This window comes from Plantactinospora sonchi, assembly GCF_036422035.1.
In the GTDB taxonomy this organism is placed as follows: Bacteria; Actinomycetota; Actinomycetes; order Mycobacteriales; family Micromonosporaceae; genus Plantactinospora; species Plantactinospora sonchi.
The window spans coordinates 114,810-139,428 of the sequence record NZ_JAZGQK010000006.1; the positions used below are offsets into that span (position 1 = coordinate 114,810).

Sequence of the window (24,619 nt, forward strand, 5' to 3'; positions counted from 1 at the left end):
CGGGGCCGCCCTCATCGTCTAGCGGCCCAGGACGCCGCCCTTTCAAGGCGGTAGCACGGGTTCGAATCCCGTTGGGGGCACGGCTCCGGTCTTGGCCGGAGACAGCAGTACGAGCTAGGTCCTGTGGAGCAGTTGGAGTGCTCGCCGCCCTGTCAAGGCGGAGGTCGCGGGTTCAAGTCCCGTCAGGACCGCCAGCGCCGCTCGCCGCGCGTGTGTACGCGCGGCGTTCTGCGTTTCGGCTCGGGTTCACCCAGGGCGGCGGAGGCATCGTCGTACGGGTAACATGAGCCGAGCAACCCGGCCAGGTAGCTCAGTTGGTACGAGCGTCCGACTGAAAATCGGAAGGTCGGCGGTTCGACCCCGCCCCTGGCCACATAGCCTTTCGCCGGGCTACAGGAGCGCCGACCAGCGGAAACGCCGGTCGGCGTTCTGCTTTTCGCCTAGGAGCCCGTCTGTCCGGTCTGACCCTCGTTGACCCGGGAATCCCGCTGCTGGCCGCTCCTCATCGCACGTGGATCGCACGGCCACTCGTCTATCCGGTTGCCGAGAGAGCGTCGCCGACCCCTGCCTTGCAAAGATCGCGCGGCCTGTCGGCTGGTGACGGTGGTAGTCACTGACCTGGCTGGGGAGTCGGACGACGTCGCTCTCCCCCGGCCGCTGTCGACCGGCTTGGCTGGGGGCGATGGTGGTGCCGTTGCTGGCACGCCGACGCCGGCCCGTGGTCGCCAAGCAGTCCGCCAGCTACCGGCTCCATAATCCAGCCACCCACTCGGGAGGGCCCGTACCGTCAGTTTGGAAGATCGTTCCCGGACGCCCCGGTCTGTCCGGAGTGCCTGGTCAGCGGCGGGGTGGTGGTGACCGATCTTGCCCGCTGGTGACCGTCTACGGCATGGGCTTCTGGCACGTGGCTGGCACGCGCTCGGCGCGCGGTCGGCTGGCGTCGTACGGCTTCCCGCCCCGGCCTACGGACCGAAGCGGCTTGCCGTGGCGCCGGGTCACCGCGCGTCTGGACCCCGGCAGCGCGATCTCAAGCGAGGTGGCGTACTTCATCGCGCGTCCCCGGTGGGCAGGTAGAACGCGGTGGTGGCCTCGACCGCGGCCGCGACGTGGCCCGGTTCGCCGCCGCCGGCCAGGTGGGCCTCGCCCCAGGCGGCGGCGCTGCGCCGGCTGAACTCGCGTCCGGCGGACGATGCCCTGAACTCCTCGTGGTCAAGGACCTCGCCGCCGCTTAGGAAGCTGGCGAGGGTGAGGAGATGCAGGTCCCAGCCGACACCGCCCGCACCGGGACCGTAGGTCGGGAACATGGGCTCTCCGACGGCCGCAGCGTGGACCAGTTCGAACTCGGTGTCTCCGGCCGATCCAGGAGACAGGCGCACCTCGACCTCGCTCGTGCCTGGCCACTCGTCCGCGCCGGGCCCGAACATCCAGGACACCCGCAGCAAGCGCGGCGGCTCGCACCGGAGGATCTCGCCATGCTCGCCGCCGTCCAGCTCGAATGCCCCGCCGAGGCGCAGGTCGCCGGTGACCGGCTTCATCCAGCGACTCAGTCGCTCGGGGTTGGTGATGGCGTCCCACACGTCATCGAGGTGCGCGTCGTAGCGACGCCTCAGCTCCATCGTGTAGGCCTCACCGGCGGGCAGGGTTGCCGTGCCCATCTTTCGGCGGGCCGCGGAAAGTTCGTCGAGTACATCTTTCATCGTCATGCTCCGTTCGGTAGGGAACCCCTCGTGCCTACGCTTCTTCGTTGGGCCTGCCGCGCTCTTCGTTGGCGGGTTTCCGGGTCATACGCCTGCCGCGGGCGAGCTCGGTCTCCAGTGCGTCGAGTCGCTGGTCCCAGAACCTGCGGAACCGGTCCAACCACGCGTCAACCTCGCTCAACGGCCCGGCCTCCACGGCGTAGAACCGACGAGCCCCCTCAGCCCGGACCAACGCGAACCCGTGCTCACGCAGAACGCGCAGATGCTGGGAGACAGCCGACTGCGACAGTGCGAACTCGACCCGGATCACGTCCGTGATCGCGCCAGAGGTCTGCTCACCGCCGGCGAGCAGCTCCAGAATGCGCCGACGCACCGGGTCGCCGAGGACGTCGAACGCGTTCACGAGACCACATCCTACCAGGATCCACTTATATAAGCATGCGCTGGGATAGTCCTAACGACTCTTCGCGGTGTCACCGCCCATCGACACCCGATACGGCTCATCGATGCTGCGCGCCCGGGAGCCGGTCACCCTGCGCTCGCTCGTCTCGGGTACCGGCGTGTCGACCATGGCCGTCTACACCTACTTCGGCGGGATGGACGGCCTGTGGCAGGCAACGCGTCAGGAGGGGTTCACCCGCCTGGCCGCCAGGCTCGAGGCGGTCCCGCTCTCAGCAGACCCGGTACGAGACCTGGCCGCCCTGGGGACCGCCTACCTGTCAAACGCCCTGGCCAACCCCGACCTGTACCGAGTCATGTTCGACGCCGGCTTCGAACTGGCGGATCCGGCGGCCGCGGACGAAACGCTGGGCCACCGGGCCCTTACCGCGCCAAACACTCGACCACGGCGCAGCCATGCTCACCGCCCTGTTCATCGGCTGCGGCGACGACCCGGAGACCTGCCGACGGTCAGTCGAGCGCGGTTGGCGCCCCGATCCTGACCATGAAACGACCCCGGCCCACCAGCCTCCACGTCGCACCACCTGACGTCCGCCTTCCGGCTACCTGGCGCCGGACCGGGTTGCCCTATCCTCGCCGGTTCATCGACGCCCTCACCCAGGTCACCGGGGCACCGTGGTCGCCTGGCTATCCATCGCCATATCCGGCTATCATCGCGTTATGGCGATGGATTGCACTCCTGGCCTGACGCCCGCCGTCGCGCTGTTCCGGTCGCTCGGCGATCCCACCCGGCTGGCCATCGTGCACCGGCTGGCGACCGGGGAGGCACGGGTGGTCGACCTGACGGCCGAGTTGGGGTTGGCACAGTCGACGGTGTCGAAACACCTGGCGTGTCTACGGGACTGCGGGCTGATCGACTATCGGGTCGACGGTCGCCAGTCGTTCTATGCGCTGACCCGGCCCGAGCTGCTGGATCTGCTGCGTTCGGCGGAACAGCTGTTGGCCGTCACGGGTGAGGCGGTCGCCCTGTGCCCGGTCTACGGCACCCCGGCCGGCTCCGTCGTACCGGTGAACCCGTGAGCGCGTCGGTGCTGACCCCGCGGCGTCGGGCGGAGCTGTCGCGCCGCAGCCTGTGGTTGGCGTACGCCACCGCCGGCTACAACCTGCTGGAGGGCCTGGTCGCGATCGCCGCCGGCGCGGCCGCGTCCTCCACGGCACTGGTCGGCTTCGGTCTCGACTCGTTTGTCGAGGTGTCCAGCGCGGCCGTGCTGATCTGGCAGTTCCGCGCACAGGTGCCCGAGGACCGGGAGCGGCTGGCTCTACGGCTCATCGGTGTCTCGTTCTTCGCCCTCGCTGCCTGGGTGACGGTCGATGCCGGCCGTTCGCTGCTGTCCGACGGAGACGCCGACGCCAGCCCGGTCGGCATCGGCCTGGCAGTCGCGTCGCTGATCGTGATGCCGCTGCTGGTACGCGCCAAGCGCCGCACCGGCCGGGAACTCGGTTCGGCGACGGTGCTGGCCGACTCCACACAGACCATGCTGTGCACGTACCTGTCTGCGGTGCTGCTCGTCGGTCTGGTCCTCAACGCCGTCCTCGGCTGGTCGTGGGCCGACCCGATCGCCGCACTCGTCATCGCCGCGGTCGCGGTCAGGGAGGGCGTGGAAGCCTGGCGCGGCGAGCACTGCGACGACTGTGCGCCCCTGCCCGTTGACGAGACCTCAGGCTGCTGCGGCGACGACCACCCTGGTGCTGAAAAGGCGTGACGATGGCTTGGCTGGCCCTGCTGTTCTACCTGCTTGGACTGCTGCTCGCCCTCGGCTGGCGCACCCTCGCCCGGTGGCGCCGCACCGGCGACACCGGCCTACGCCTCGACGCCGGCCGACCGGGAACCCTGCGTTGGTGGGTCGTCCGCGGCGACGCCTACCGCCGGTACACGGCCAGCGTCGGCCGGTTCGTCCCCGGCCTCGGACGACTCGGCCGCGTGTGACCGTTCGAGGTGCGGCCGCCTGAGCCGGCCGTGGTGCGGACGGCCGCCCGGAAGCTGACCGGCGCCGCCGACCCGGTGTCCGACCAACCGCACGACGCCGCCGGGGGTCCTATGAGGACAAACGGCGGGTCGGTGCGGGTCGACGCTGACGAATGCCACAACTTCGTCGGAAAACGGAGTTGTCGGGTCTCGCTACACTTCGGGGTACCGGCCAAGATCACCCGGATTTTCGGCAGGACGCCACCAGAGGAGATGCGGCAATGCCGGTGCTGTTTGTAGGCGCACTGATTGTCTTCGCCGCCGCCGCCATCGGCGCGCTGTACGCGGTGTTCGCACCGAGGGGCACAAAGAGCACGGCAGTGGGCGGCGCGATCGGCGCACTCGTGCTCGGCGTCGCACTCACCATCGCCTCCTCGGCGAACTCGGTGCCGGTACGGAACGTCGGCATCGTGACCTCGTTCAACAAGCCCACCGGTGAAACCACCGGCAGCGGACTGAACTGGGTCGCGCCATGGCAGAAGATTGGCGAGTGGGACGCCAGCCGACAGAAGTACGACCACATCGGGGCTGACAACGCGGTTCCGGTACGGACCGGGACGCTCGCGGTCGCCGGAGTCGAACTACTGGTCGAGTGGCAGGTCCGCGCCGAGAACGCGCCCCGGCAGTTCATGGACTACAAGGGCGACTTCGAGGCGTTCCGGGGGCAACGGGTCGGCGTCCAGCTCGACGGGGCGGTGAACGACGCCTTCGCCACCTACAACCCGCTGGCCAACATCGACGCGAAGACCGGGAACCTCAACGTCGACCTGAAGCCGTTCGCGGAGAAGGTGAAGACCTCGGCGCAGGAACGCCTCGGCCAGGACATCGAGATCCTCTCCGTGACCATCATCCGGGTCAACCACGACGAGAAGACCGAGGCCAACATCAAGGTCTTCCAGGACAAGCTGGCCCAGGGCCGCAACCTCGACCAGGACCTCATCAACGCGGAAAAGCAGAAGGCCGTCACCGAGAAGAACGCCGAGGTCGACAAGATCACCCGTTGTCTCGAAATCGCCGAGAAGACCGGCAGCAACCCCGGTCTCTGCCTTAATCCGGGAATCGTGATGGGCGCCAAGTGACCGGTGCCGTCCACCCCCGAACCGGGGCGGGTACGTGAATCGATCTACCGTTCGGCGCACGGATCGACCGTCCGCCGCGCCAAAGATGCACAGCTAGGAAGCAGCCGGTATCGTCCGGGCCTATGGGACAGGAGACCACGAACGCCACCAAGATTCGCCAGGACTCGACCGCGTACTCCGTGTGCAACAGCCTGTACGTCCCGGGTCCGGCTGATCGGGCCTTCAGGGTGTTCACCAATCGGCTTGCGGACTGGTGGGTCAAGGAATACACCTGGTCCGGTCCCGAGCTGCTGGCGAGGATCGGCATCGAAGCCGGCGTCGGCGGCATGGCGTACGAGATCGGTCCGCACGGGTTCCGTGCCGACTGGGGCCGGGTGGTGGAGTGGCAGCCGCCCCGGCGGCTGGTCTTCACCTGGCAGATCGGGCCGGACCGGGCACCGGTGCCGGACCCGTCGAAGTGCAGCGTGGTGGAGGTGCGGTTCGACCCGAAGGCGGACGGGACGACCCTCGTCGAGGTGGAGCACCGCGACTTCGACCGGCACGGTGAAGCCGCCGAGGGCTACCGCAAAGCGCTGACCGCGGGCTGGCACGAACTGCTCTCCCGGTACGCGGCGACGGTCCGGGGCGGTGCCAAGCACTGACCGCGGAGGTCAGTCGTCCCACCGCCCCCGGAGGCGGCGGTGCTCGTCGGCCGGGGCGTGAGCGTCGGCTCGGGAACGCTCGTGAGCCGGGGAGTTGTCAGCGGCGGGAAATTCCTCGGGTGCCGGTTGGATCCGGTCCAGGTTGTCGCCCGCGCCGTACAGCCACACCTCCACGTCGACCAGGTTCAGCACGGCGGACGGTGGCTCGCCCGCGTCCAGCACCGCCTGCACCTCGTCGGTGAAGTCGTCCGGCGGTGCCGGAGCCGGCACCCGTCGCCGCAGGTGGCCGGCGTGCAACTGGTGCGCGAGGTCGACGTAGCCGCGCCGGATCCGTCCGGCGTACTCCTCGAGCCGGTCGGCCGCGCCCGCCACCCGGGTCAACCGGCCGGCGGCCCCACGCCTCAGTCGGAAGAGCGCGCCGAGGTGCAGGTAGTTCGCGGCGACGACGGCGGCCATCCAGTCGACAGGCGGCAGCCACCGGTCGTGTCGCTCCGACTGGTACTGCAGAAACGACGCCTCGGCGAGCACCAGCCGACGCCACGAGACGTCCACGTCCACCGAACGCCCCGCCAGCCTCGCCACGACCCCCTCGGCGGTCGACGCGCTCATCTCCAGATACTGGGCGACCGACCGGCGTACCTCACCACTGCCGCCCTTCGGCCAGAGCAGTACGCCGGCGAGGACGCCGACCGCGGCGCCGATCGCGACGTCCAGCAGCCGGGCCCCGGCGATCTCCAGGTTCGCCGGGCCGACCTCGACGAACACCAGGACGAACAGGACGGTGAAGAGCGCCTGCCCCCAGAGCTGCGGCAGCAGCGGGCCGATCGCGAAGGTCAGCACCATCATCACCGGCAGCGCCACCAGGATGAGTTCCGGGACGTGCGCCGCCGTCAGCAGCAGGGTGCCGACCGCGGCACCGAGCAGCGTGCCGAGCAGCACCGAACGCAGCGCCTTGCGGGTGTCCACGGCGGAGGTCCGCATCAGGGTCAGGATCGCGAGCAACACCCAGAATCCGTGGTTCAGGTTGAGGAACCCGGCGACCACCCGGGCGACGGTCAGCGCCACGGCCACCCGCAACGCTCCCTGCAGGTACACCGAACGGGTGGTCAGGTGGAGTTGGAGCTGCTGCCAGTAGAGCGACACCGCGGAGCGTCGGGCGTAGAAGAGGTCATCGGGTCCCGGTTCCGGGGGCGGTTTGAGACCGTCGGCGATCCGGGTGGTCAGGCCGAAGGTCCGGACGCTGTCGGCGAGCCGCAGCGCGATCGCGTCGATCCGGAGAAGGTGGACCGTCCTGGCCGGATCGGTCCGCTCGATCGGCGGGTGGTCGTAACCGTGCTGGATCTGGGCCGCCAGTCGGGCCAGTTCGGCTTCACCGACCGGTGCCGTCGCGCCGGCGAGGGCACCGGCGGCGGAGTGCATGAGGTGGGCCACCCGCCGGAGCAGCCGGGTCAGTTCCTCGTCGTGGATGCCCGTACTCCTGGCCCGGAGCCGGTCGGCCTGGGCGAGGATCTGCGCGATCAGGATGACGCCGTGCCGTAACGCCCGGTCCCGGGCGCCGGCCGACGCCGGACGCTGGGTCGGCGGGAACCTGGCCAACGACACGCCGGCCACCGCACGGCTCGCCGCCGCCCGACGGCGGGTGAGTTCGGCGTCGTCGACCGGGTCTCCCGACGGCAGCTCGGCGACAAGATCAAGGTAGTCGGCCAGCGTACCGCTGGCCTCGGCCAGCCGGTCGCGGTACCCGGCTGGTCCCGGCTCCGGCCAGAGCACCCGCTCGGCGAGGATGAGCAGCACGATGCCGAGCGCCACCCCGCCGAGCCGGGACGGCAGGGCTCCCGGCTGGTACGGCGGGAAGGACGACGCGATGTAGAACAGCTGCAACCCGGTGGCGAGTCCGAGGATCCGTGGTCCGCCGGCCGAGGCGAACGCCACGACGAAGCCGACGACGAGCATGCCCGACGCCGCCGCCCAGGTGTTCACCGCGAGCAGGCTGCCGAGGGTGACCAGCGCCAACGCCACCGGCAGGGCCACCGCCAGGGCACGGATCCGTTGCGCGGGTCCGCCGGGCAGTTGCGAGATGAGCCCGGTGGCGATCGCACTGAAGAGCGTGTACAGCCCCAGCAGCGGGTCGCCGAGGCCGTACGTGCCACCGAAGAGACCGGCTGCGGCGACCACGGTCAGCCGGAGCCCACGGCGCAGGACGTCGTAACCCGGATCTCGCCGACGCAGCCAGCGCAGGACGCCGATCCTGGTCATGGCTCCTCTGCCGCTCCCGCCACGCTCGGCCTCCCGGATGAGGGCGACACCGGATCCGGAGGGCGGAATCCGTCCGGTCCGGCAAAGTCCGGAAAATCCACCTTCTCACCCCGGCCCACCAGCCGGCGGCGCTTTCCACCGACGCCCGACGGAATGCACCACCAGCCGGCGGCGCTTCCACTGGTCGGCGGAACACCGGACCGGACCGATCGGCCGGGCTCGGTCAGGGGTTCACGGTGCCGCCCCGATCCCGATCGGCGGGACGGTCGAGTGACGACCGGGCGGCCCACCCACCGGGACGCAGACCCGCCCCGCCGAGGTCCGCACGCCGGCCGGCCGCGACCCCCTGGTCCAGACCACCACCACGGAGTCGACGGGGCGCCGCCGTCCGCAGCCGGGGGTACGTCTCGGCCAGCCGGCGCTCCACCCGGGCGGTACGGTCGGCGAGCACCACGGCCACCGACGTCGACACACCGGGCGGCGGGGCCGAGGCGGCCGCCGCCTCTTCCGCCCGCCGGAGCCGCTCGGCGACCGTGAGCGAGAACCCGGCCAGCCAGGAGCGGCGGAACGCGGCCGGATGCTCACCCGGCGGTACCGTCGCGGCGGCGAGCCCGTGCGCGGCCTGCACCAGCAGCGAGGTGAAGAGCAGGTCCACCCGTTCCAGGTCGCTGCCGAACCCGAACAGGTGCATGACAAAGCCGTTGCCCTGGCGTCGACGTACCGCCCGGCAGCGCAGGGCGTCGGCGACTCCGGCGAGCAGTCCCGCCTTGTCCAGCGCGTACGGCGCCGGCACGTCGACGACCCGGTCACCCACCGGGTCGGTGTCGGGGTCACGGGCGGCGAGCAGGGCCCGGTCGACCCCGTACCGGGCGATCAACTGCGCCGCCTTGGCGGTGAACGCCTCCGCCTCCGCCGCCGTACAGGCCGGGTCCTCCGCCTTCGCCAGCAGCTTGCGGACCTTGCTCAACATCGCCTCGGACACCCGTCAGGATTACCACAGGTGGGCCGGGTGCCCTGGACGGGACGCATGTGCGATATGCAAAGATACTGATCGATGACCGAACATCCTGGCGCGGGCCGGGCACCGGGCACGACGGCGCCGCGTCCACCTGGCGCCGCAGCGTGTCGGCCGACTCAGGCCACCACCCGGCGACCCGCTCCCACCCCGGCGTGTCGGCCGACTCGGGCCACGACCCGGCGGCTATCCGGCGCGGTGGCGCAGCGTCGCGACGGCGGAACCGGCGAGGGTCAGCAGACAGTCCGGCAGCTGCCCGTCGGCGATCGCCGCGCCGAAGAGCGCCTCCCCGGTGTCGATGTCGGCGTTCGCGTACGCGCTGACGAACCGGGCCACCCAGCGGGCGTCGTAGCCCGCCTCGTCGATGCCGGGAAAGTCGAGAGTCCAGGCGCCCTGTGGCACACCGTCCCCGATCATCGTCGCGGCGAGGCACCAGGCCACCTCGTACGCCCCGGCCACGCCCGCCCGGTCGACGACCGCGTCGAACGTCCCGACCACGGCGTCGCTGTCACCTGCCAACGCCGAGCTCAGCACCGCGGCGGCGTCGTCGAGCGTCTGACGCGGAAGGTCCGTCACGTGCGGAAGAGTATGCCGCCAGGTCAAGGCACGCCCGGAGGAACACCCCACCACCGACAGTTCCGGATGATATTCCCTGGCGGTAAGCGTCAGCCGTTCGACCACTGCCGACGTCCGCCGGCAAGGCGCGCTAATGTGCCAACGGATCTCCGGGGAGGAAGGATGACCCGATGCTGGTATCACGCGGCCCGCGCCGCGCCGCGCTGACCGTCGCCGCCTGCGCCACGCTCCTGCTGGCCGGCTGCGGTGGTTCGGACGACGACGGTTCGGCCGACGAGACCGCGCCCGCCCAGGTCCGTCTCTACGGCACGGACGGCAACATGCAGAACTCGTTCGCCGAAGAGTTCGGGGACCAGAGCGGTCTGCTCAAGGGGATGAAGGGCACCACGCCACTCACCCCGCTCTCCGACGACTTCAAGGAACGGCTGCGCAGCATCGACCCGGACCTCACGGGCTTCCTCTACGCCGCCGAGACGTACGACGCGGTGGCGATCAGCGCGATCGCCGCGCAACTCGCCGGCAGCACCGAGCCCGCGAAGATCGCCGAGCAGATCGTCGGCGTGACCAACGGCGGCGAACGGTGCGACTCGATCGGGCAGTGCCTGGAACTGGCCCGGGACGGTCTCGACGTCGCCTACCGGGGTGTCTCGCTGACCCGGGCCGGCTTCACCGACATCGGCGAGCCGTCCACCGCGAGCTACGGCACCCTGCACTTCGGCAGCGACAGCCAGCTCGACGACGGCAAGACCGAGTTCCTCGGTGCCGGCGACGAGACCACCGCCAGCGGCAAGGAGCCGCCGGCGCCGAAGAAGCAGACGCCGAGCGTCGTACGGGACAGTGGGGCGCCGCTGAAGCTCGGCAGTCTGCTGTCGAAGACCGGTGACCTGGCACTGGCGTACCCGCCGATGGCGGCGGGCGGGGCACTGGCGCTCAAGGAGATCAACGACGCCGGTGGCGTGCTCGGCGACGACGTCGCCTGGGTCGACGGTGACGACGGCACCAACCCGAGCGTCGCGAAGGCGACGGTGGCCAAGCACATCGAGGACGGCGTGCAGGTCATCATCGGTGCGGGTGCCTCCGGCATCTCCCGCGCGGTACTGCCCGACGTGGTCAAGGCCGGCCTGGTGCTCTTCTCCCCGAGCAACACCGACGCCGGGCTCAGCGCGGTCGAGGACGGCGGCCTGTACTTCCGTACCGCTCCGTCGGACATCCTGCAGGGTCGGGCGCTCGCGGACATGATCCTCCGGGACGGTGCCCGCAAGATCGCCCTGGTGGCCCGGCAGGACTCCTACGGCGAGGGCCTGCAGGGCAACGTCCGATCCGAGCTGGAACGCGCCGGGCACGGCCCGAGCCAGGTCAAGCTCTTCAACTACACCCCGCCGGAGGACCCGAACGCACCGCCGCTCGACTTCACCTCGGGTGCCCAGGAGATCAAGCAGTTCGGCGCGGACGCCGTCCTGGTCATCGGCTACGCCGAGTCCGCGAAGGTGATCCAGGCGCTCGCCGCCGCCGGGATGAGCCTGAACCGGTAGCGCCACCCGCTCTCCGCCGGCGACCCGTACCCGGGGCCGCCGGCGGATTCGCGTCCGGGAGGCGGCGGGATCCACGTCCGGCGGAGCGACGGGTCCGCGTCGCGGGTGCGGTGGGTTCCGGACGCCGGGGCCACCGTCGCCCGAGGGTCGCCCGAGCGGTCCGCGCACTGGCACACTTCCGGGAGTTGTCGGCGGCGCGGTCGGCCTAGCGTGGCTGGCATGCCCGGCGGGACCGTCGGAGCACCGCCGACCGGGGAGGTACGACATGAGCTACGACGGTGACCCCACCGTGCTGGGTGAGGGCTGCGCGGAGCCCGAGCTGCCCGGGGCCGGCGAGCACGAGGGCTTCGGTACCGCGGCGGACGGCATGCCGGACCCGCTGGCGACCGCGCTGCCGGAGGAGTCCGAGGTGTCCGGCCCGCCGCCGGTCAGCTCCGTCGTCACCCACTACGCCGACGGCTCCAGCCGGTTGGCCACCGACCTCGACGGCGACGGCTACGTCGACCTGGTGCAGGTCGACGCCAACGGCGACCGGGTCATGGACCTGAGTTACCAGGACACCGACTGGGACGGCCGGATCGACCTGGTCGAGCGGGACACCAACTTCGACGGCCGGACCGACCAGGTGCTCACCGACACCAACTCGGACGGCCGGGCCGACTCGGTGCTGCTGGACCGCGACCACGACGGTCTGGTGGACCGGAGCATCTCCGACACCGATCTCGACGGCCGGGCCGACACCTGGCTGACCGACCGCGACCACGACGGGCGCCCGGACGTGGTCGTCACGGACCTCGACGAGAACGGCCGGGCCGACCGGCTCCTGCTGGACGTCGACCACGACGGCACCATCGACCAGGTCGGCTACCTCGACGGGGGCACGAACCCGTACGTCAGCTACTGACCATCCGGGCGGCGGCGTTCGTCGACAGGGCCGCGAACCGAGGTGCCCCGGGGCCGGTCGGTTCCCCCGACCGCGGCTGCGCGGAGATCCATCCGGCGGTCACCGGGCCCGGTCGGGGACCACACCGGGGAGTGCGGAGTGGCACAGTCGGGTATCCAGGTCCGGAAGCTCTGCCGGGTGGCACCCGGGCGGCGCAGAGCACGACCGTTCGGGCCTGATCCGGACGCCAACCGACGGAAGGGCAACAGATGAGTGAGACGCAGGAGACCGTCGACACCCGTGGTGACGAGCGGATCGAGCTGCTCACGGCGGACGCCAACCAGGACGGCAAGACCGACGTGTGGGTGGTGGACACCGACGGCGACGGCAAGGCCGACCTGTTCCAGTTCGACACCGACGGCGACGGCAAGGTGGACATCACCATGGTCGACGTCGACGAGGACGGCCAGCCGGACGAGGTCGTGGACGGCGACGGGGGACATCCGCCGGTCGCCTGACCGTCCCCCGCCGGTCCGGCCCACCGATCGGCCGGCGCCACCGGCGCTTCCCGCCGGATCGAGGCACGCCGTGGCAGCGGCTCCCCCGGGTACGTCACCGGCGGTGGCTGCCACGGCGTTCCTGTGCCGGGGCTCACCCCCACCGGGCCGAAAGGGGTGAGGAAGGCACAGATCCCCCCGGCGGCGCAACGAAATGATCTCGATTGGGACAGCGCCAGGTCACAACACCCGTAGGTCTGACAAATCACGCCCCCACCTGGCAACCTTTCGCCCCGCCTTGGGCGCCTCAGCAGCCATGGGGGGCGACGATCCGACGCCGCCCCCGTCCGGCACGGGGAGACCGACACGATGAGGCTGGTGTTTCGGCGTGCCCGGGGAGCGAAGAGTCTGCTCCTCGCGGCGACCGGGGCGACCCTGATCGCCACCGCCCTGCTCACCGGCCTTGCCGGATACAACCAGGCGGTGGTGGACTCCGGCGCGCACGTCGCGATCGCGGCGGCGAGCCCGGAGGAGCGCTCGATCCTGGTACGCGGCTCGGCCGGAGGAAACCAGGCTGAACTGGGCAAGCGGGACGCGGCGCTGCGGGAAAGGTTCGTCGACGGTTTCAGCGGGGTCCCGGCCGACGTCTCCGGCGCGGGCATGGCCGCCGGTCGGCAGCTCACCGGTCCGACCGGTACCGCGATCCCGGACGACGACGGCGTCGTCTTCGCCTCGGTGCTCTTCCTCGACAACCTCGCCGCGCACGCCGACCTGGTCTCCGGTGCCTGGTCCAGCCCGGCCGCCCGGCCGGTGCAGACCACGCTCGCCGAGCCGGTCGCGACCATTCTCGGCGCGAAGGTCGGCGACCAGATCCCGATCACCGACCGGGTGACCGGGAAGGTCACCACGGTACGGGTCGCCGGGGTGTGGAAACCGCGTGACAGCCACGACCCGTACTGGCGGTTGGCGCCGGACGTGATGACCGGGGCCGCGCCGGGGTCGTCCACCTACGGCCCACTGGTGGTGGACCGGGCCGACTTCCTGGACCACTTCGTGGCCAACGCCTCGGTGGCCTGGCTGGTCGAGCCGGACCTCACCCATGCCACCGTCGGCACCCTGGACCGGATCGGCCGGACGGCCGGGGAGATCGGCACGACCCTGCCCTCCGAGGTGGGTCTCGGCAGCTCGGGCCTGGTCACCACCCAGGTCGACCAGCTGGCCGACCGGCTCGGCCGGGCCGACCTGGTGGGCCGCTCGGCCCTGGTCACACCGATGCTGCTGGTCGTGGTCCTCGGCGGGTACGCCCTGCTGCTGGTCGCGCTGCTCCTCACCGAGCAGCGGCGGGACGAGACGTCACTGCTCCGGGCCCGGGGTGCCGGCCGGGGCCAACTGGTCGGGCTGGCCGTCCGGGAGGCACTGCTGGTGGTGTTGCCGGCCGTTGTCCTCGCCCCGGTCATCGCGGTCGCCCTGATCGGGCTCGCCGGCCGTACGTCGCTGCTGACCGACGCCGCGATCCGGTTGACTCCCCGCCTCGACCCGTTGGCCTGGCTGGTGGTCGGGCTCGCCGGGGTCGGTTGCCTGCTGGCGATGACCGGTCCGGCGCTGCGCCGTGGCGGCACGTACGTCGGTGACCTGGCCGCCCGGTCCCGACCGAGCCGACGTACCGTCGCCCAGCGGGCCGGACTCGACGTGGCGCTGGTCGGGCTGGCGGTGCTCGGCTGGTTCCAGCTCCGCCAGTACTCGTCGCCGCTGGCCGGTGCCGGCGGCCGGGCCGCGCTCGGGATCGATCCGCTGCTGGCCGCCACGCCGACGGTCGGGGTGCTGGCCGGCGCGGTCCTGGCGCTGCGCGCCCTGCCGCCGCTGGCCCGGCTGGTCGAGCGGGCCGTCGACCGACGCTCCTGGACCGCGACGACGTTCGGGATGTGGCAGGCGGGTCGCCGTCCGCACGCCGGGCCGGTGCTGCTGCTCGCCCTGGCGGTGGCGGTCAGCACCCTCGCCTGGTGCCTCGCCGCCACCTCGGAACGGTCGCTCACCGACCAGGCCGACCACCAGGTCGGCGCCGACCTGCGGTTGGTCGAGACGTTCGGCGACGCACCGCCGGAACGGCCGGGGCAGCTCGCCGAGCTACCGGGAACCAGCGGGATCCTGCCGGCGTGGCGGGACGACCTACGCCTCGGCACCGAGGGGGTGCCGGCCGGTCTGCTCGCCCTGCCGGCCGCCCACGCCGGGCCGGTCGTCCGGTACCGGGCAGACCTGGCGAACGGCGACCCTGGCCGGCTCTTCGACGCGCTGGCGGCGACCCCCGTCACCGCGCCGACGACCGCACTGCCGACCGGCGCCCGCCGGCTGACCGGCCAGATCACCACCGCCTCGGCCTACGAATTCACCGACGTCGCTCCCGAGGACCAGCCGCCCGGGGCCAACGGCCCCGAGGCTCCGGTCAGCAGTTCGGCCGTGGTCGTCGATTCGACCGGGGCGTACCACCGGGTGCCGCTCGGACAGAGCAGGAACGGGCAACCCCTGCGGTTCGGTGTCGACCTGCCGGCGGGAACGGTGCGGCTGGCCGGTTTTGTCGTCGACAGTTTCGGGACCTTCGGTTACCACCTCGACTGGCGGCTGGCCGACCTGCGGGCGGCGGACGGCCAGGACGGCACCCGACTGCCACTCGGCGAGCTGGCGAAGTGGCAGATGGTGAACCGGAACGGCGTTGTCGCCGGCAGCACGACAGCCGGCGACGGCACGTTGCGCACCCGGTACGTGATAGAGGCGACGGCTGACAACTGGCGCGGCGACAACCAGCCGTGGTCCGTCGCGCTCACTCCCCCCGCGTCCGGGGGCGCGGTGCCGGTGCTGACCACCACCGAGGCACTGGCGGCACTGCGGATGGACGTGGGTGAGAGCACCCGGCTGACCATCACCGGCGTACCCGTGGTCGTCCGGGTCGTCGGCACCGTGTCGGCGCTGCCCGGGGTTCCGGAGGGTGCGGCGCTCCTGGCCGACCTGCCGTCGTTGAGCGCCCGGCTCTTCCACGGCAACAACACGCTCAGGAACGCCCAGGAGTGGTGGGTGGGTACCCGACCCGGGCAGGCCGAACTGACGGCCGGGAAGGCGGCGACGCTCACCGGACTGCGGGTCGTCGACCGGCGGGCTGTCGCCGCCGAGGCGAACAGCGACCCGTACGGTGTCGGCGCCCGGGCCGCCCTGTTCGCGGCGGCGCTCGGCGCGATGCTGCTCGCCGCGGTCGGCGTCGGGGTGGACATCCGGGCGACCGCCCGGCGCAGGTTCACCGAGCTGGCGGTGCTCCGGACCCTGGGCACCGGTTCCCGGACGTTGACCCGGTCCCTCCTTGTCGAGCAGGGCTTCCTCGCCGGCCTCGGCGTGCTGGTGGGGTTGGCGGTGGGGATCGCCGTCGCGGCCACCATGGCGCCGTTGATCATCCTGACTCCGGCGGCGCAGCGACCGGTACCCGCTCCCGTGCTGGAGATCGCCTGGCTGCCGTCCGGCGGTACGGCGCTCGCCCTGCTCCTGCTCGCGATGCTGCTGAGCGGGTTGACCGCCGTCACGACCCGGAACCGCCTGGCGGCGGCCCAGCTGCGGATCGGAGAGGACCGTTGAGCGACCGGAACAAGGGCGTCGCGCTCGCCGAGGACGGAAGGACAACCCCCGTGAACGGATCCGCCGGTGCCCGCCCCCGGCTGCCCGGACCGCTGCGCCGACTGCGGGTCTTCGCCGGCCATCTGGGCCTGCTCGCCGCGCTCGGACTGGTCGCGGCGTTCCTGGTCGCCGGTGCGCCCCGGCTGGCGAACCAGTACGCCGACGACGGGCTCGGCCAGGACGTCAGCGGCCTGCCGTACCAGGTCCGGGACCTGTTGTTCAGCCCCAGCGACCGGCGTGCGGAGCCGCTGCGGCCGACGGAGGCGGCGGACCAGCTCGACCCGATCCGGGAAGGGCTCGCCGCCCCGCTGTCCGGCCTGGTCGAACGGCAGTGGTTCGCCGGTCAGGTCGGCCCGAAGGACCTGGCCGTCTCCGGTGACACGCCGGTCCTGTCCGGCTCCTGCCGGCCGAGCCTGTCGCTGCGGGGCCAACCGGGGCTGGAGCGACTGGTGACCATGGTGGAGGGGCACTGGCCGGCGTCCCAGGGCTCGGCGGTGGAGGTGGCCGTGTCCCGGGAGGCCGCCGACGCGATCGGGCTGCGGGTCGGCGAACGGATCACCCTGACCGGCCAGGGGTTCGTCGTCGCGTCCGTGCCGGTCCGGCTCGTCGGGATCTACCAACCGGTCGACCCGACGGCCCCGGACTGGGACGGTGTCACCTTCGCGCCGATCCCGTGCCCGGATCCGACCGCCGGAATGACCTGGCAGGCTCCCCTGCTGACCGATCTGCCGGGGCTGTCGGCCGCGGCCGCGAAACTGCCGACGGACTACGTCTGGCGCTACCGGATCGACGCGCAGCGGTTGACGACGGCGGAGATCCCCACGCTGCTGACCGCGGTCGGGCAGGCCCGACGGCCGATGTCCGACGTCGCGCCGCGCCTGGTCACCGGGCTGGACAGCGCGCTGCTGACCTTCGATTCCCAGTTGCGCGCGGTGCAGGCACTGCTCGCCGTGGTGCAGGCCGGCATCCTCGCCACCGTGCTCGGCCTGATCGTGCTCGCCGCCCGGCTCGCGGTGGAACGCCGTCGGGAGGAGTTGACCCTGATCCGGGCGCGGGGCGGCGCGGTGTCGACGATCGGCGGCCGAACCCTGTGCGAAGCGGTGCTCGTCCTGCCGCTCGCGGTGCTGGTGGGCTGGGCGCTCGGCAGCCGGGTGCCGGGCCGGCCCAGCGGCGTGGAACTGCCGCTGCTGGTGGCGTTGGGGGTCGGCACCACGCTGGCCGTCCCGGTGTTGGCCATGCTCGGCCAGCGGGGGGTGAACTACCTCGGGCAGCGGCGGGACCTGGTCCGGCACCGACCGACCGTACGACGGATCACCGGCGAGGCGCTGGTGCTGCTGCTCGCGGTCCTCGGTGTGGTGCTGCTGCGCCGACGGGGGCTGAGCCAGTCCAGCGGCGTCGACCCGTACCTGGCGTCGGTGCCGGTGCTGCTCGCCGTCGCCGCCGCGCTGATCGCCCTCCGGCTGGTGCCGTGGCCGCTGCGTCTGCTGGGCCGGCTCGCCGCCCGGGCCCGGACCGTGGTGCCGTTCATCGGGCTGGCCCGGGCCGGCCGGGCCGCACCGGTCACCGTCTTTCCGGCGGCGATCCTGGTCGTGGCGATCGCCACCGGCGTCTTCACCAGCGTGGTGACCAGCACCATCGCCGAGGCCCGGGACCAGGTCAGCAACCAGGAGGTGGGCGCCGACGCCCGGGTCGTCAGCAACACCTACACCGTCGACGAGACTCCCGGACGCCTGGCCGCGCTGCCCGGGGTGACCGCGGTGAGTGCGGTCGCGGTCGAGTCGGGGCAGCCGTTGCGGGCACGCAACCCGGACGGTACGGGCGGCCGTCCGCTCGGCCAGGCGCAGATCCTGGTGATGGACGGCCCGTCGCTGGCCCGGGTGCTGGAACGCAGTGGGATCGACACGAAACTGCCGGCCGCCTTCACCCGGCCGGGCCGGATCGACGGTCCGGTGCCGGCGGTGGTCTCCCCGGATGTCGCCGAGGATCTCGCCCACGACGAGGTCAGCGAGGTGATCACCGACGTACAGGGCCGCCGGTACGCCTTCACGGTCGACACCGTGACGAAGTCCTTCCCCGGGTTGCCGGTCGACGCCCGGCGGTTTGTCATCCTGCCCTGGCAGGCCCTGCCGGTGCCGGACTTCCAGCCGGTCCGGGCGAGCCAGTTCCTCGTCGCCGGGGACGGTGTCCCGGCCGCCGCCCTGGGCGAGACGGTCGAGGCCGGACAGCGGGAGTACCTGGCCGGGCTGTTCGGGCAGCCGGAGGACAAGGTCACCACGTTCCCGGTCACCGTCACCACCTGGCAGGAGCACCGCCGGACGCTGGAACGCAGCGGAGTGAACCGGCTGCTGAGTTTCACCTTCGGCACCGGGGTGGCCGGGGCGGTCGCCCTGGCGCTGTTGGCGGTCGGTTTCGCCGTACTCGCCGAGGCGCCCGCGCGCGGTCGGGTGCTGTCCCGGCTGCGCACCATGGGGCTGTCCGGTCGGGAGGGGCGTGGCCTGCTCGTCTACGAACTGGTGCCGCTGGTCGCGGTCGCGGTGCTGGCCGGCGGCCTGGTCGGGGTGCTGCTGCCCCGGCTGCTGGGACCCGCGCTCGGGTTGGCCGGCTTCACCGGCGGCCTGCCGGCGCGGGTGCACGTCGACCCGCTCCTGGTGGTCGGTGTCCTGCTGCTCGTGGTGGCCGCGCTGGTCACCGCCCTGGGAATCGAGAGTCTGGTCAATCGGCGGATGCGTCTCGGCAAGGTGCTCCGTCTCGGAGAGGAGAACTGATGGCGAGTCCGACGACCACCGCCGCACCGGTCACCCCCGATCTCGCCGTACTGCAGCGGCGGGCCACGGAGCGGGCGGCGGCCCGGGCCGGCGGTGCGAACCGGCTGCGTGGGCACATCGTCTGCGACGGCCTGGTCCGGATCTTCAAGACCGAGGGTGTCGAAGTGGTGGCCCTGCAGGGGCTGGACCTGGTGGTCGACCGGGGCGAGCTGCTCGCCATCGTCGGCGCCTCCGGGTCCGGCAAGTCCACGGTGCTGAACATCCTCTCCGGGTTGGACGTGCCGACCGCGGGGATCGCCCGGGTCGGCGACTTCGACCTGCTGAACATGTCGGCGAAACGCCGGCTGCGGTACCGCCGCCGGATGGTCGGTTTCGTCTGGCAGCAGACGGCCCGCAACCTGCTGCCGTACCTGACCGCCCGGGAGAACGTGGAGTTGCCGATGCGGCTGGCGCACGGCCTGCGGGGCGGGGCTGCCCGGCGTCGGGCGATGGAACTGCTGGAGATGGTCGGGGTCGGCTACTGTGCCGACCGTCGGCCGGACCAGATGAGCGGTGGCGAGCAGCAGCGCTGCGCCCTGGCGGTCGCGGTGGCCAACGACCCTGAGGTGCTCTTCGCCGACGAACCGACCGGCGAACTGGACGAAGCGACCGGTGCCGAGGTCTTCGCCGCGCTGCGCACCATCAACGCCGAGCTGGGGGTGACCATCGTGGTGGTCACCCACGACCACGCCGTGGCCGGTCAGGTCCGCCGGACGGTCGCGATCCGCGACGGCCGGACCGCCTCGGAGGTACGTCGTTCCGCCCGGGTCGGTGCCGACGGGGTCGAGGAGGTGGTCTCCGAGGAGTACGCGGTGCTCGACCGTTCGGGCCGGATGCAGTTGCCGGCCGCGTTCGTGGACGCGTTGAGCCTGCGGGACCGGGTCAAGCTCAACCTGGAGCCGGACCACGTCGAGGTACGCCCCGGCGACAGCTCCACCGAGGACGGCAGCGGCACCGGTGCCGGCGGCAACGGTGGGGCCGGCACCAGCGGCGGTAACGGCAGGGCCGGCGGCAACGGCGCCAGCGGCAGTCTGCCGGCCGCCCCCGGGGAGGCGTCGTGAGCAGCACCGACGGGAAACGGCACCGGCGTGACCGCCGCGCCGAGGAGAACGGAGGCCCGATGGGCGAGGAACTGGTCCGGGTCGAGGCTGTGGGCCGCGACTACCGCAGCGGCGACCGGGTGGTGCACGCGCTCCAGGAGGTCTCCTTCTCGGCCGGTCGGGGCGAGCTGGTGGCGGTCCGGGGCCGTTCCGGCGCCGGCAAGACCACCCTGTTGAACCTGATCGGCGGGCTGGACCGGCCGACCAGCGGCCGGATCCAGGTGGCCGGGCTGGAGATGACCAGCGCCGGTTCCCGGGAGCTGGTGGAGCTGCGCCGGTCGAAGATCGGCTTTGTCTTCCAGTCCTTCGGCCTGATCCCGATCCTCTCCGCCGCCGAGAACGTCGGAGTGCCGTTGCGGCTGGTCAAACGGCCACGGGCCGAGCGTGAGGAGCGGGTGGCGATGCTGCTGGAGCTGGTCGGGCTGGGCGCCCAGGCGGCGCAGCGCCCGTACGAGCTCTCCGGTGGCCAGCAGCAGCGGGTGGCGCTGGCCCGGGCGCTGGCGAACGATCCGCCGCTGCTGATCGCCGACGAGCCGACCGGGCAGCTGGACTCGGAGACCGGTCGGGAGATCATGGACCTGCTTCGGGCGCTGGTCCGGAGCCAGGGCATGACCGCGCTGGTCGCGACGCACGATCCGAGTCTGATCGAGCTGGCGGACCGGGTGCTGACCCTGCGCGACGGTCGGCTGTTGGCCGGGGAGGAGGCCGGCGGGTCCGGTGCCGCCCCGGTGGCGGCCGCCGCCGGCTGACCGCCGCTCCGCCTGTTGTCGGTCAGCCCCGTCGGCTCCTGCCGGGCCGGCGGGGCTGACGGCTGTCCGGGTCCTGCCGGCCCCGCTGCCGAGGGGTCCGGACAAGATTCAGGGGTGGTACCGGTACCCGGTGCCACCCCTGAGATAGACGTCGATCTGCGAGCCGCGCCTCAGTCGCCCTGGCGCTGCTGGGGAATCTGTCCCTGCAGCAGGGCGCGAACCTCCGACTCGCGGTAGCGACGGTGTCCACCCAGCGTTCGAATCGCGCTGAGCTTTCCCGCCTTCGCCCACCGGGTCACGGTCTTCGGGTCGACACGGAACATCGACGCGACCTCTGCCGGTGTGAGTAGCGGCTCAGGTTCATGCGTACGCGATGCCATCGGTCACTCCTCCACAGGTGCCTATAGACATCGGCCGGGGTCCCGCCGGCCGACGCGTCTCCCATGGTCCGGCTAGTCCCCGATGTCCGACATGGGCCGAACGGCCGAACGTCCCTGGATGGACGGATGAACAATGACCGAAATATGGTTATTTTTTATGCCAGAAAAAGACTTAACCGGACGGCCGATTGCCCCTCGTGACACCAATGTTACGAGCGGCACTCACGTGTGCGCGCTCCCATGGCCCGCTGAGCGGCATTGTTCACTAGTTGCAACGTTCCAGTAGCTGGATGGCCCGCCAGCGCGCGACGAGCTTCTCGTACACCTCGGTGGCCTCCTCCGCGTCGCCGCGGGACAGCCCGGCGAGCCCGGCCGCGACCAACGCCGGCGAGTCGTCCTCGCCCAGCGCCTCGTCCGACAGCAGGTCCACCAGGCCGCCGTAGTCGAGTTCCACCACCGAACGCGGATGGAACTCCTCCAGCCACCGGGCGCCCTCCTCGACCGCCTCGGTGATCGGCGCGTCGCCCACCGACTTGCGGAGCACCGACAGCGCCCGGGAGGCCCGCCGTCGGGCCTTGGAGATCTCCGTGCGGTAGCGCAGCACCCGCCGGTCCGGCCGGGTCGTCAGCTCGCGCTCCTCCGGGTCCACGAAGACGAACCAGCGCAGCGGCACCCCCCAGGTGGAGATCTGCTCGTGCAGCCGGGGTACGCCGTGCTCCAGCACCCGGGCCCCGCTGCGCCAGTCGTCCACCACGGCCTTCGCCTGCCCGGCCAGCACCGGCGGCACGAACGCGTCGGCCAGCACCGGCGGTACGCCGTCCCGGGCGCTCAGCGCCGCCTCGGCGATCCGGATCCGCAGGTTCCAGGGGCAGACCAGCAACGTCTCGTCGGTCTCCAGGACGTACGCCTCTTCGGGCAGGTCGGGCAGGCGGGTCCAGCCCGCGCCCAGCGCCTCGATCACGGCGGTACGTTGCCGGACCGGCCCCTCCAACGGGGCGACCGCTCTGCCCTCCTTGACGTACCGGCGCCAGAAGAGCTGCCGGTCCCGGTCGAAGGCGGTCAACGGCTCGTACACCCGCAGGTAGGAAGCGAAGAGCGACGGCACGGCGCGATCCTCCCACGAAACGGAAGCCCACTGTCGTCAGCACCTCCGATCAGATCCACACCGACGGTTCCGGCCGACCGGGCCGGTCGCCGGTCCGGCCCCGACCGGGCGGCGACGGCCCCACCGCCGGCCCGCCCGACCGGAACCGGCCGGTGACCACCATTCGGACGGGCCGGAGGCACTCCACCAGGGCCAGGGACCACGATTACGCTCGCAGGAGTCGGCGACATCCCCCTGCCGACACCCGGGCGACCCCCGGCCCCGACACATCCCACAAGGGTGTCCAGCCTCACCAGGAGCGAGCCATGGACGTATTCGCCAGTACCGACGGTCAGGAATCCGACGGCCACGAGCAGGTCGTGTTCTGCCAGGACAAGCAGAGCGGACTCAAGGCGATCATCGCCATCTACTCGACCGCGCTCGGCCCCGCGCTCGGCGGCACGCGGTTCTACCCGTACGCCTCCGAGGCCGAGGCACTGCACGACGTGCTGGAGCTGTCCCGCGGCATGGCGTACAAGAACGCGCTGGCCGGTCTCGACCTGGGCGGCGGCAAGGCGGTCATCTGGGGTGACCCGGACCGGATCAAGACCGAGCCGCTGCTGCGCGCGTACGGCCGCTTCGTCGAGTCGCTGAACGGCCGCTACTACACCGCCTGCGACGTCGGCACGTACGTCGCCGACATGGACGTGATCGCCCGCGAGACGCGTTTTGTCACCGGCCGCAGCGTCGAGCACGGTGGCGCCGGCGACTCGTCCGTGCTGACCGCCTGGGGCGTCTTCCAGGGCATGCGCGCCGCCGCCGAGCACGTCTGGGACTCCCCGACGCTCGCCGGCCGGCGGGTCGGGGTGGCCGGCCTGGGCAAGGTCGGCCGGCACCTCGTCGCCCACCTGATCGACGACGGCGCCTCGGTGGTGGCGACCGACGTCAACGAGCGGGCACTGGCCTGGGTCCGGCAGACCTACCCGCAGGTCGACCTGGTCTCCGACGCCACCGCCCTGGTCACCTCCGACATCGACGTCTACGCGCCGTGCGCCCTCGGTGGGGCGCTCGACGACACCACGGTGCCGGCGCTGCGGGCCAGGGTCGTGGTCGGTGCGGCGAACAACCAGCTCGCCCACCCCGGCATCGAGAAACTGCTGGCCGACCGGGGAGTGCTCTACGCGCCCGACTACGTGGTCAACGCCGGCGGTGTGATCCAGGTCGCCGACGAGATCGAGGGCTTCAACTTCGACCGGGCCAAGCTGCGGGCCACGAAGATCTACGACACGACCCGGGACATCCTCCGGCTCGCCGACGCCGAGGGTGTGCCGCCGGCGGTCGCCGCCGACCGCCTCGCCGAGCGCCGGATGGCCGAGGTCGGCCGGCTGCGTACGATCCACCTCCGCTGACCCTGCGGTAAGGAGGGCCCCTTTCGCTCGCCTCCGGTGAGGAAGGGGGCCCTTTCTCACCCCCTGTGCAGGCCGGCGCGGTCCCAGGGCGGGTGGCCGGCCGACGTGCTCGCACGTCCGTACGTTTGCCGCGTTGACGGGGCGAAATTAGGCTGTGGGTACGAATGGGCGCCGGAGTCCCGGAAAGTCACGACCGGGGCGAGAGGCGGCCCTTACCCGTCGGTATCGGGCGCCCGGTCGATGCCGCTGCGACGCGCGGGCACGGACGGTGGCAACCCGAGGTGCCGAACCTGGGCATCCCCATGTACCGTAAGAGCCACGAGAGATGCCTGACGTCATCGGGGCCCGCCTTCGGGCTGCCCCGAATTCTGTGCGAGGGGGTCGAGCCATGGGGCGCGGCCGTGCTAAGGCCAAGCAGACAAAGGTGGCCCGGGAGCTGAAGTACCACTCCCCGAACACCGACCTCGCCGCCTTGCAGCGAGAACTCGGCGGCAGCCGCAAGTCGGACCACGACTTCGACGACGACTACAAAGAGTACGTCGACGACGATGACGAGGATCACGACGCGGACGACGACCCGGACAACTGGGCGCCAACCCGCTGACCTCTCCGGTCACATCTGAGCACGCGGTAACACCGCGTGCTCACGCGTGTCCGAGTGCGGTGCGGCACATCCGCGGATCGGAACACCATCGGTAAGGACCTGCCGCGTCGGATCATGTCCGGCGTACGCGCGGCAGGTCCTTACCGATGTCAGCCCACCCCACCGCGGGCACCCGTACGCCGCCCGCCACCGGGTGACAGGGCAGCGCGGCCGGATGTGCCCGCGGCAGCTTGG

Annotated in this window: 21 protein-coding genes, 3 tRNA genes and 1 pseudogene; 18 read left to right on the forward strand and 7 right to left on the reverse strand. The window is 71.8% G+C overall.

Going from position 1 to position 24,619, the window contains the following annotated elements; all coding sequences use genetic code 11:
- The first annotated feature begins 7 nt into the window (after nt 1-7).
- From V1633_RS06955 to V1633_RS06965, 3 genes are all read left to right on the forward strand, one after another.
- Nucleotides 8-80: transfer RNA gene (locus tag V1633_RS06955), tRNA-Glu, on the forward strand.
- 37 nt (nt 81-117) lie between these two features.
- Nucleotides 118-194 (forward strand) — tRNA-Asp (locus V1633_RS06960).
- 105 nt (nt 195-299) lie between these two features.
- A tRNA-Phe gene (locus V1633_RS06965) sits at nt 300-373 on the forward strand.
- A gap of 673 nt (nt 374-1,046) precedes the next feature.
- Here the strand turns inward: V1633_RS06965 and V1633_RS06970 are convergent.
- Together V1633_RS06970 and V1633_RS06975 are read right to left on the reverse strand one after the other, a co-directional pair.
- Nucleotides 1,047-1,697 carry an SRPBCC family protein gene (locus tag V1633_RS06970; RefSeq protein ID WP_331213358.1) on the reverse strand — a complete coding sequence of 217 codons (651 nt, stop codon included), beginning with the start codon at nt 1,695-1,697 and terminating at the stop codon, nt 1,047-1,049.
- 34 nt (nt 1,698-1,731) lie between these two features.
- Nucleotides 1,732-2,100 (reverse strand): ArsR/SmtB family transcription factor, encoded by a 369-nt coding sequence (locus V1633_RS06975; protein ID WP_331213359.1) that lies wholly within the window; start codon nt 2,098-2,100, stop codon nt 1,732-1,734.
- A gap of 103 nt (nt 2,101-2,203) precedes the next feature.
- Here V1633_RS06975 and V1633_RS06980 point away from each other — a divergent pair, with 103 nt between their 5' ends.
- The 6 genes and pseudogenes from V1633_RS06980 to V1633_RS07005 all read left to right on the forward strand — a co-directional run bounded on the left by V1633_RS06980 (nt 2,204) and on the right by V1633_RS07005 (nt 5,842).
- Nucleotides 2,204-2,638 carry a TetR/AcrR family transcriptional regulator gene (locus V1633_RS06980; RefSeq protein ID WP_331213360.1) on the forward strand — a complete coding sequence of 145 codons (435 nt, stop codon included), beginning with the start codon at nt 2,204-2,206 and terminating at the stop codon, nt 2,636-2,638.
- Between the two features lie 178 nt (nt 2,639-2,816).
- Complete coding sequence (locus V1633_RS06985; RefSeq protein ID WP_331213361.1) at nt 2,817-3,176, forward strand: ArsR/SmtB family transcription factor; 360 nt, start codon at nt 2,817-2,819, stop codon at nt 3,174-3,176.
- Nucleotides 3,173-3,859 (forward strand): cation transporter, encoded by a 687-nt coding sequence (locus V1633_RS06990; protein ID WP_331213362.1) that lies wholly within the window; start codon nt 3,173-3,175, stop codon nt 3,857-3,859. The genes V1633_RS06985 and V1633_RS06990 overlap by 4 nt, the downstream gene beginning before the upstream one ends.
- 2 nt (nt 3,860-3,861) lie before the next feature.
- A pseudogene (locus V1633_RS06995) lies at nt 3,862-3,999 on the forward strand (isoprenylcysteine carboxylmethyltransferase family protein); the annotation flags it as partial.
- Between the two features lie 344 nt (nt 4,000-4,343).
- The gene (locus tag V1633_RS07000) at nt 4,344-5,201 is read left to right on the forward strand and encodes an SPFH domain-containing protein (protein ID WP_331213363.1); all 858 of its coding nucleotides are present in this window, start codon (nt 4,344-4,346) and stop codon (nt 5,199-5,201) included.
- A 122-nt stretch (nt 5,202-5,323) separates the two neighbouring features.
- The gene (locus V1633_RS07005; protein WP_331213364.1) at nt 5,324-5,842 is read left to right on the forward strand and encodes an SRPBCC family protein; all 519 of its coding nucleotides are present in this window, start codon (nt 5,324-5,326) and stop codon (nt 5,840-5,842) included.
- Between the two features lie 9 nt (nt 5,843-5,851).
- On the opposite strand, the gene V1633_RS07010 is transcribed toward V1633_RS07005, so the two are convergent.
- The 3 genes from V1633_RS07010 to V1633_RS07020 form a co-directional block, all read right to left on the reverse strand.
- The gene (locus V1633_RS07010; protein ID WP_331213365.1) at nt 5,852-8,098 is read right to left on the reverse strand and encodes an FUSC family protein; all 2,247 of its coding nucleotides are present in this window, start codon (nt 8,096-8,098) and stop codon (nt 5,852-5,854) included.
- A 223-nt stretch (nt 8,099-8,321) separates the two neighbouring features.
- Nucleotides 8,322-9,080, reverse strand: a complete 759-nt coding sequence (locus V1633_RS07015; RefSeq protein WP_331213366.1) for a DUF2786 domain-containing protein — start codon at nt 9,078-9,080, stop codon at nt 8,322-8,324.
- Between the two features lie 219 nt (nt 9,081-9,299).
- A complete protein-coding gene (locus tag V1633_RS07020; RefSeq protein ID WP_331213367.1) occupies nt 9,300-9,689 on the reverse strand; it encodes a hypothetical protein in 390 nt (129 codons plus the stop codon).
- Between the two features lie 170 nt (nt 9,690-9,859).
- On the opposite strand from V1633_RS07020, the gene V1633_RS07025 reads away from it, so the two are divergent.
- The 7 genes from V1633_RS07025 to V1633_RS07055 all read left to right on the forward strand — a co-directional run bounded on the left by V1633_RS07025 (nt 9,860) and on the right by V1633_RS07055 (nt 20,908).
- Complete coding sequence (locus V1633_RS07025; RefSeq protein ID WP_331213368.1) at nt 9,860-11,221, forward strand: ABC transporter substrate-binding protein; 1,362 nt, start codon at nt 9,860-9,862, stop codon at nt 11,219-11,221.
- A gap of 265 nt (nt 11,222-11,486) precedes the next feature.
- A complete protein-coding gene (locus V1633_RS07030; RefSeq protein ID WP_331213369.1) occupies nt 11,487-12,125 on the forward strand; it encodes a hypothetical protein in 639 nt (212 codons plus the stop codon).
- 248 nt (nt 12,126-12,373) lie between these two features.
- Entirely contained in the window at nt 12,374-12,622 is a 249-nt protein-coding gene (locus V1633_RS07035; RefSeq protein ID WP_331213370.1) for a hypothetical protein, read from the forward strand.
- A gap of 348 nt (nt 12,623-12,970) precedes the next feature.
- Nucleotides 12,971-16,216 (forward strand): FtsX-like permease family protein, encoded by a 3,246-nt coding sequence (locus V1633_RS07040; RefSeq protein ID WP_331213371.1) that lies wholly within the window; start codon nt 12,971-12,973, stop codon nt 16,214-16,216.
- A gap of 50 nt (nt 16,217-16,266) precedes the next feature.
- Nucleotides 16,267-19,020 carry an FtsX-like permease family protein gene (locus tag V1633_RS07045; RefSeq protein ID WP_331213372.1) on the forward strand — a complete coding sequence of 918 codons (2,754 nt, stop codon included), beginning with the start codon at nt 16,267-16,269 and terminating at the stop codon, nt 19,018-19,020.
- Nucleotides 19,020-20,120 (forward strand): ATP-binding cassette domain-containing protein, encoded by a 1,101-nt coding sequence (locus V1633_RS07050; protein ID WP_331213373.1) that lies wholly within the window; start codon nt 19,020-19,022, stop codon nt 20,118-20,120. Before V1633_RS07045 ends, V1633_RS07050 begins: the two co-directional genes overlap by 1 nt.
- 59 nt (nt 20,121-20,179) lie before the next feature.
- Nucleotides 20,180-20,908, forward strand: a complete 729-nt coding sequence (locus V1633_RS07055) for an ABC transporter ATP-binding protein (protein ID WP_331213796.1) — start codon at nt 20,180-20,182, stop codon at nt 20,906-20,908.
- Nucleotides 20,909-21,078: 170 nt separating this feature from the next.
- On the opposite strand, the gene V1633_RS07060 is transcribed toward V1633_RS07055, so the two are convergent.
- Nucleotides 21,079-21,288, reverse strand: a complete 210-nt coding sequence (locus V1633_RS07060; protein WP_007073996.1) for a BldC family transcriptional regulator — start codon at nt 21,286-21,288, stop codon at nt 21,079-21,081.
- A 265-nt stretch (nt 21,289-21,553) separates the two neighbouring features.
- Nucleotides 21,554-22,393: a hypothetical protein gene (locus tag V1633_RS07065; protein ID WP_331213374.1), complete on the reverse strand. Its 840-nt coding sequence runs from the start codon at nt 22,391-22,393 to the stop codon at nt 21,554-21,556.
- A gap of 305 nt (nt 22,394-22,698) precedes the next feature.
- Here V1633_RS07065 and V1633_RS07070 point away from each other — a divergent pair, with 305 nt between their 5' ends.
- Nucleotides 22,699-23,781, forward strand: a complete 1,083-nt coding sequence (locus V1633_RS07070) for a Glu/Leu/Phe/Val family dehydrogenase (protein WP_331213375.1) — start codon at nt 22,699-22,701, stop codon at nt 23,779-23,781.
- Between the two features lie 388 nt (nt 23,782-24,169).
- The gene (locus V1633_RS07075; protein WP_331213376.1) at nt 24,170-24,385 is read left to right on the forward strand and encodes a DUF3073 domain-containing protein; all 216 of its coding nucleotides are present in this window, start codon (nt 24,170-24,172) and stop codon (nt 24,383-24,385) included.
- The last annotated feature ends 234 nt before the right edge of the window (nt 24,386-24,619 follow it).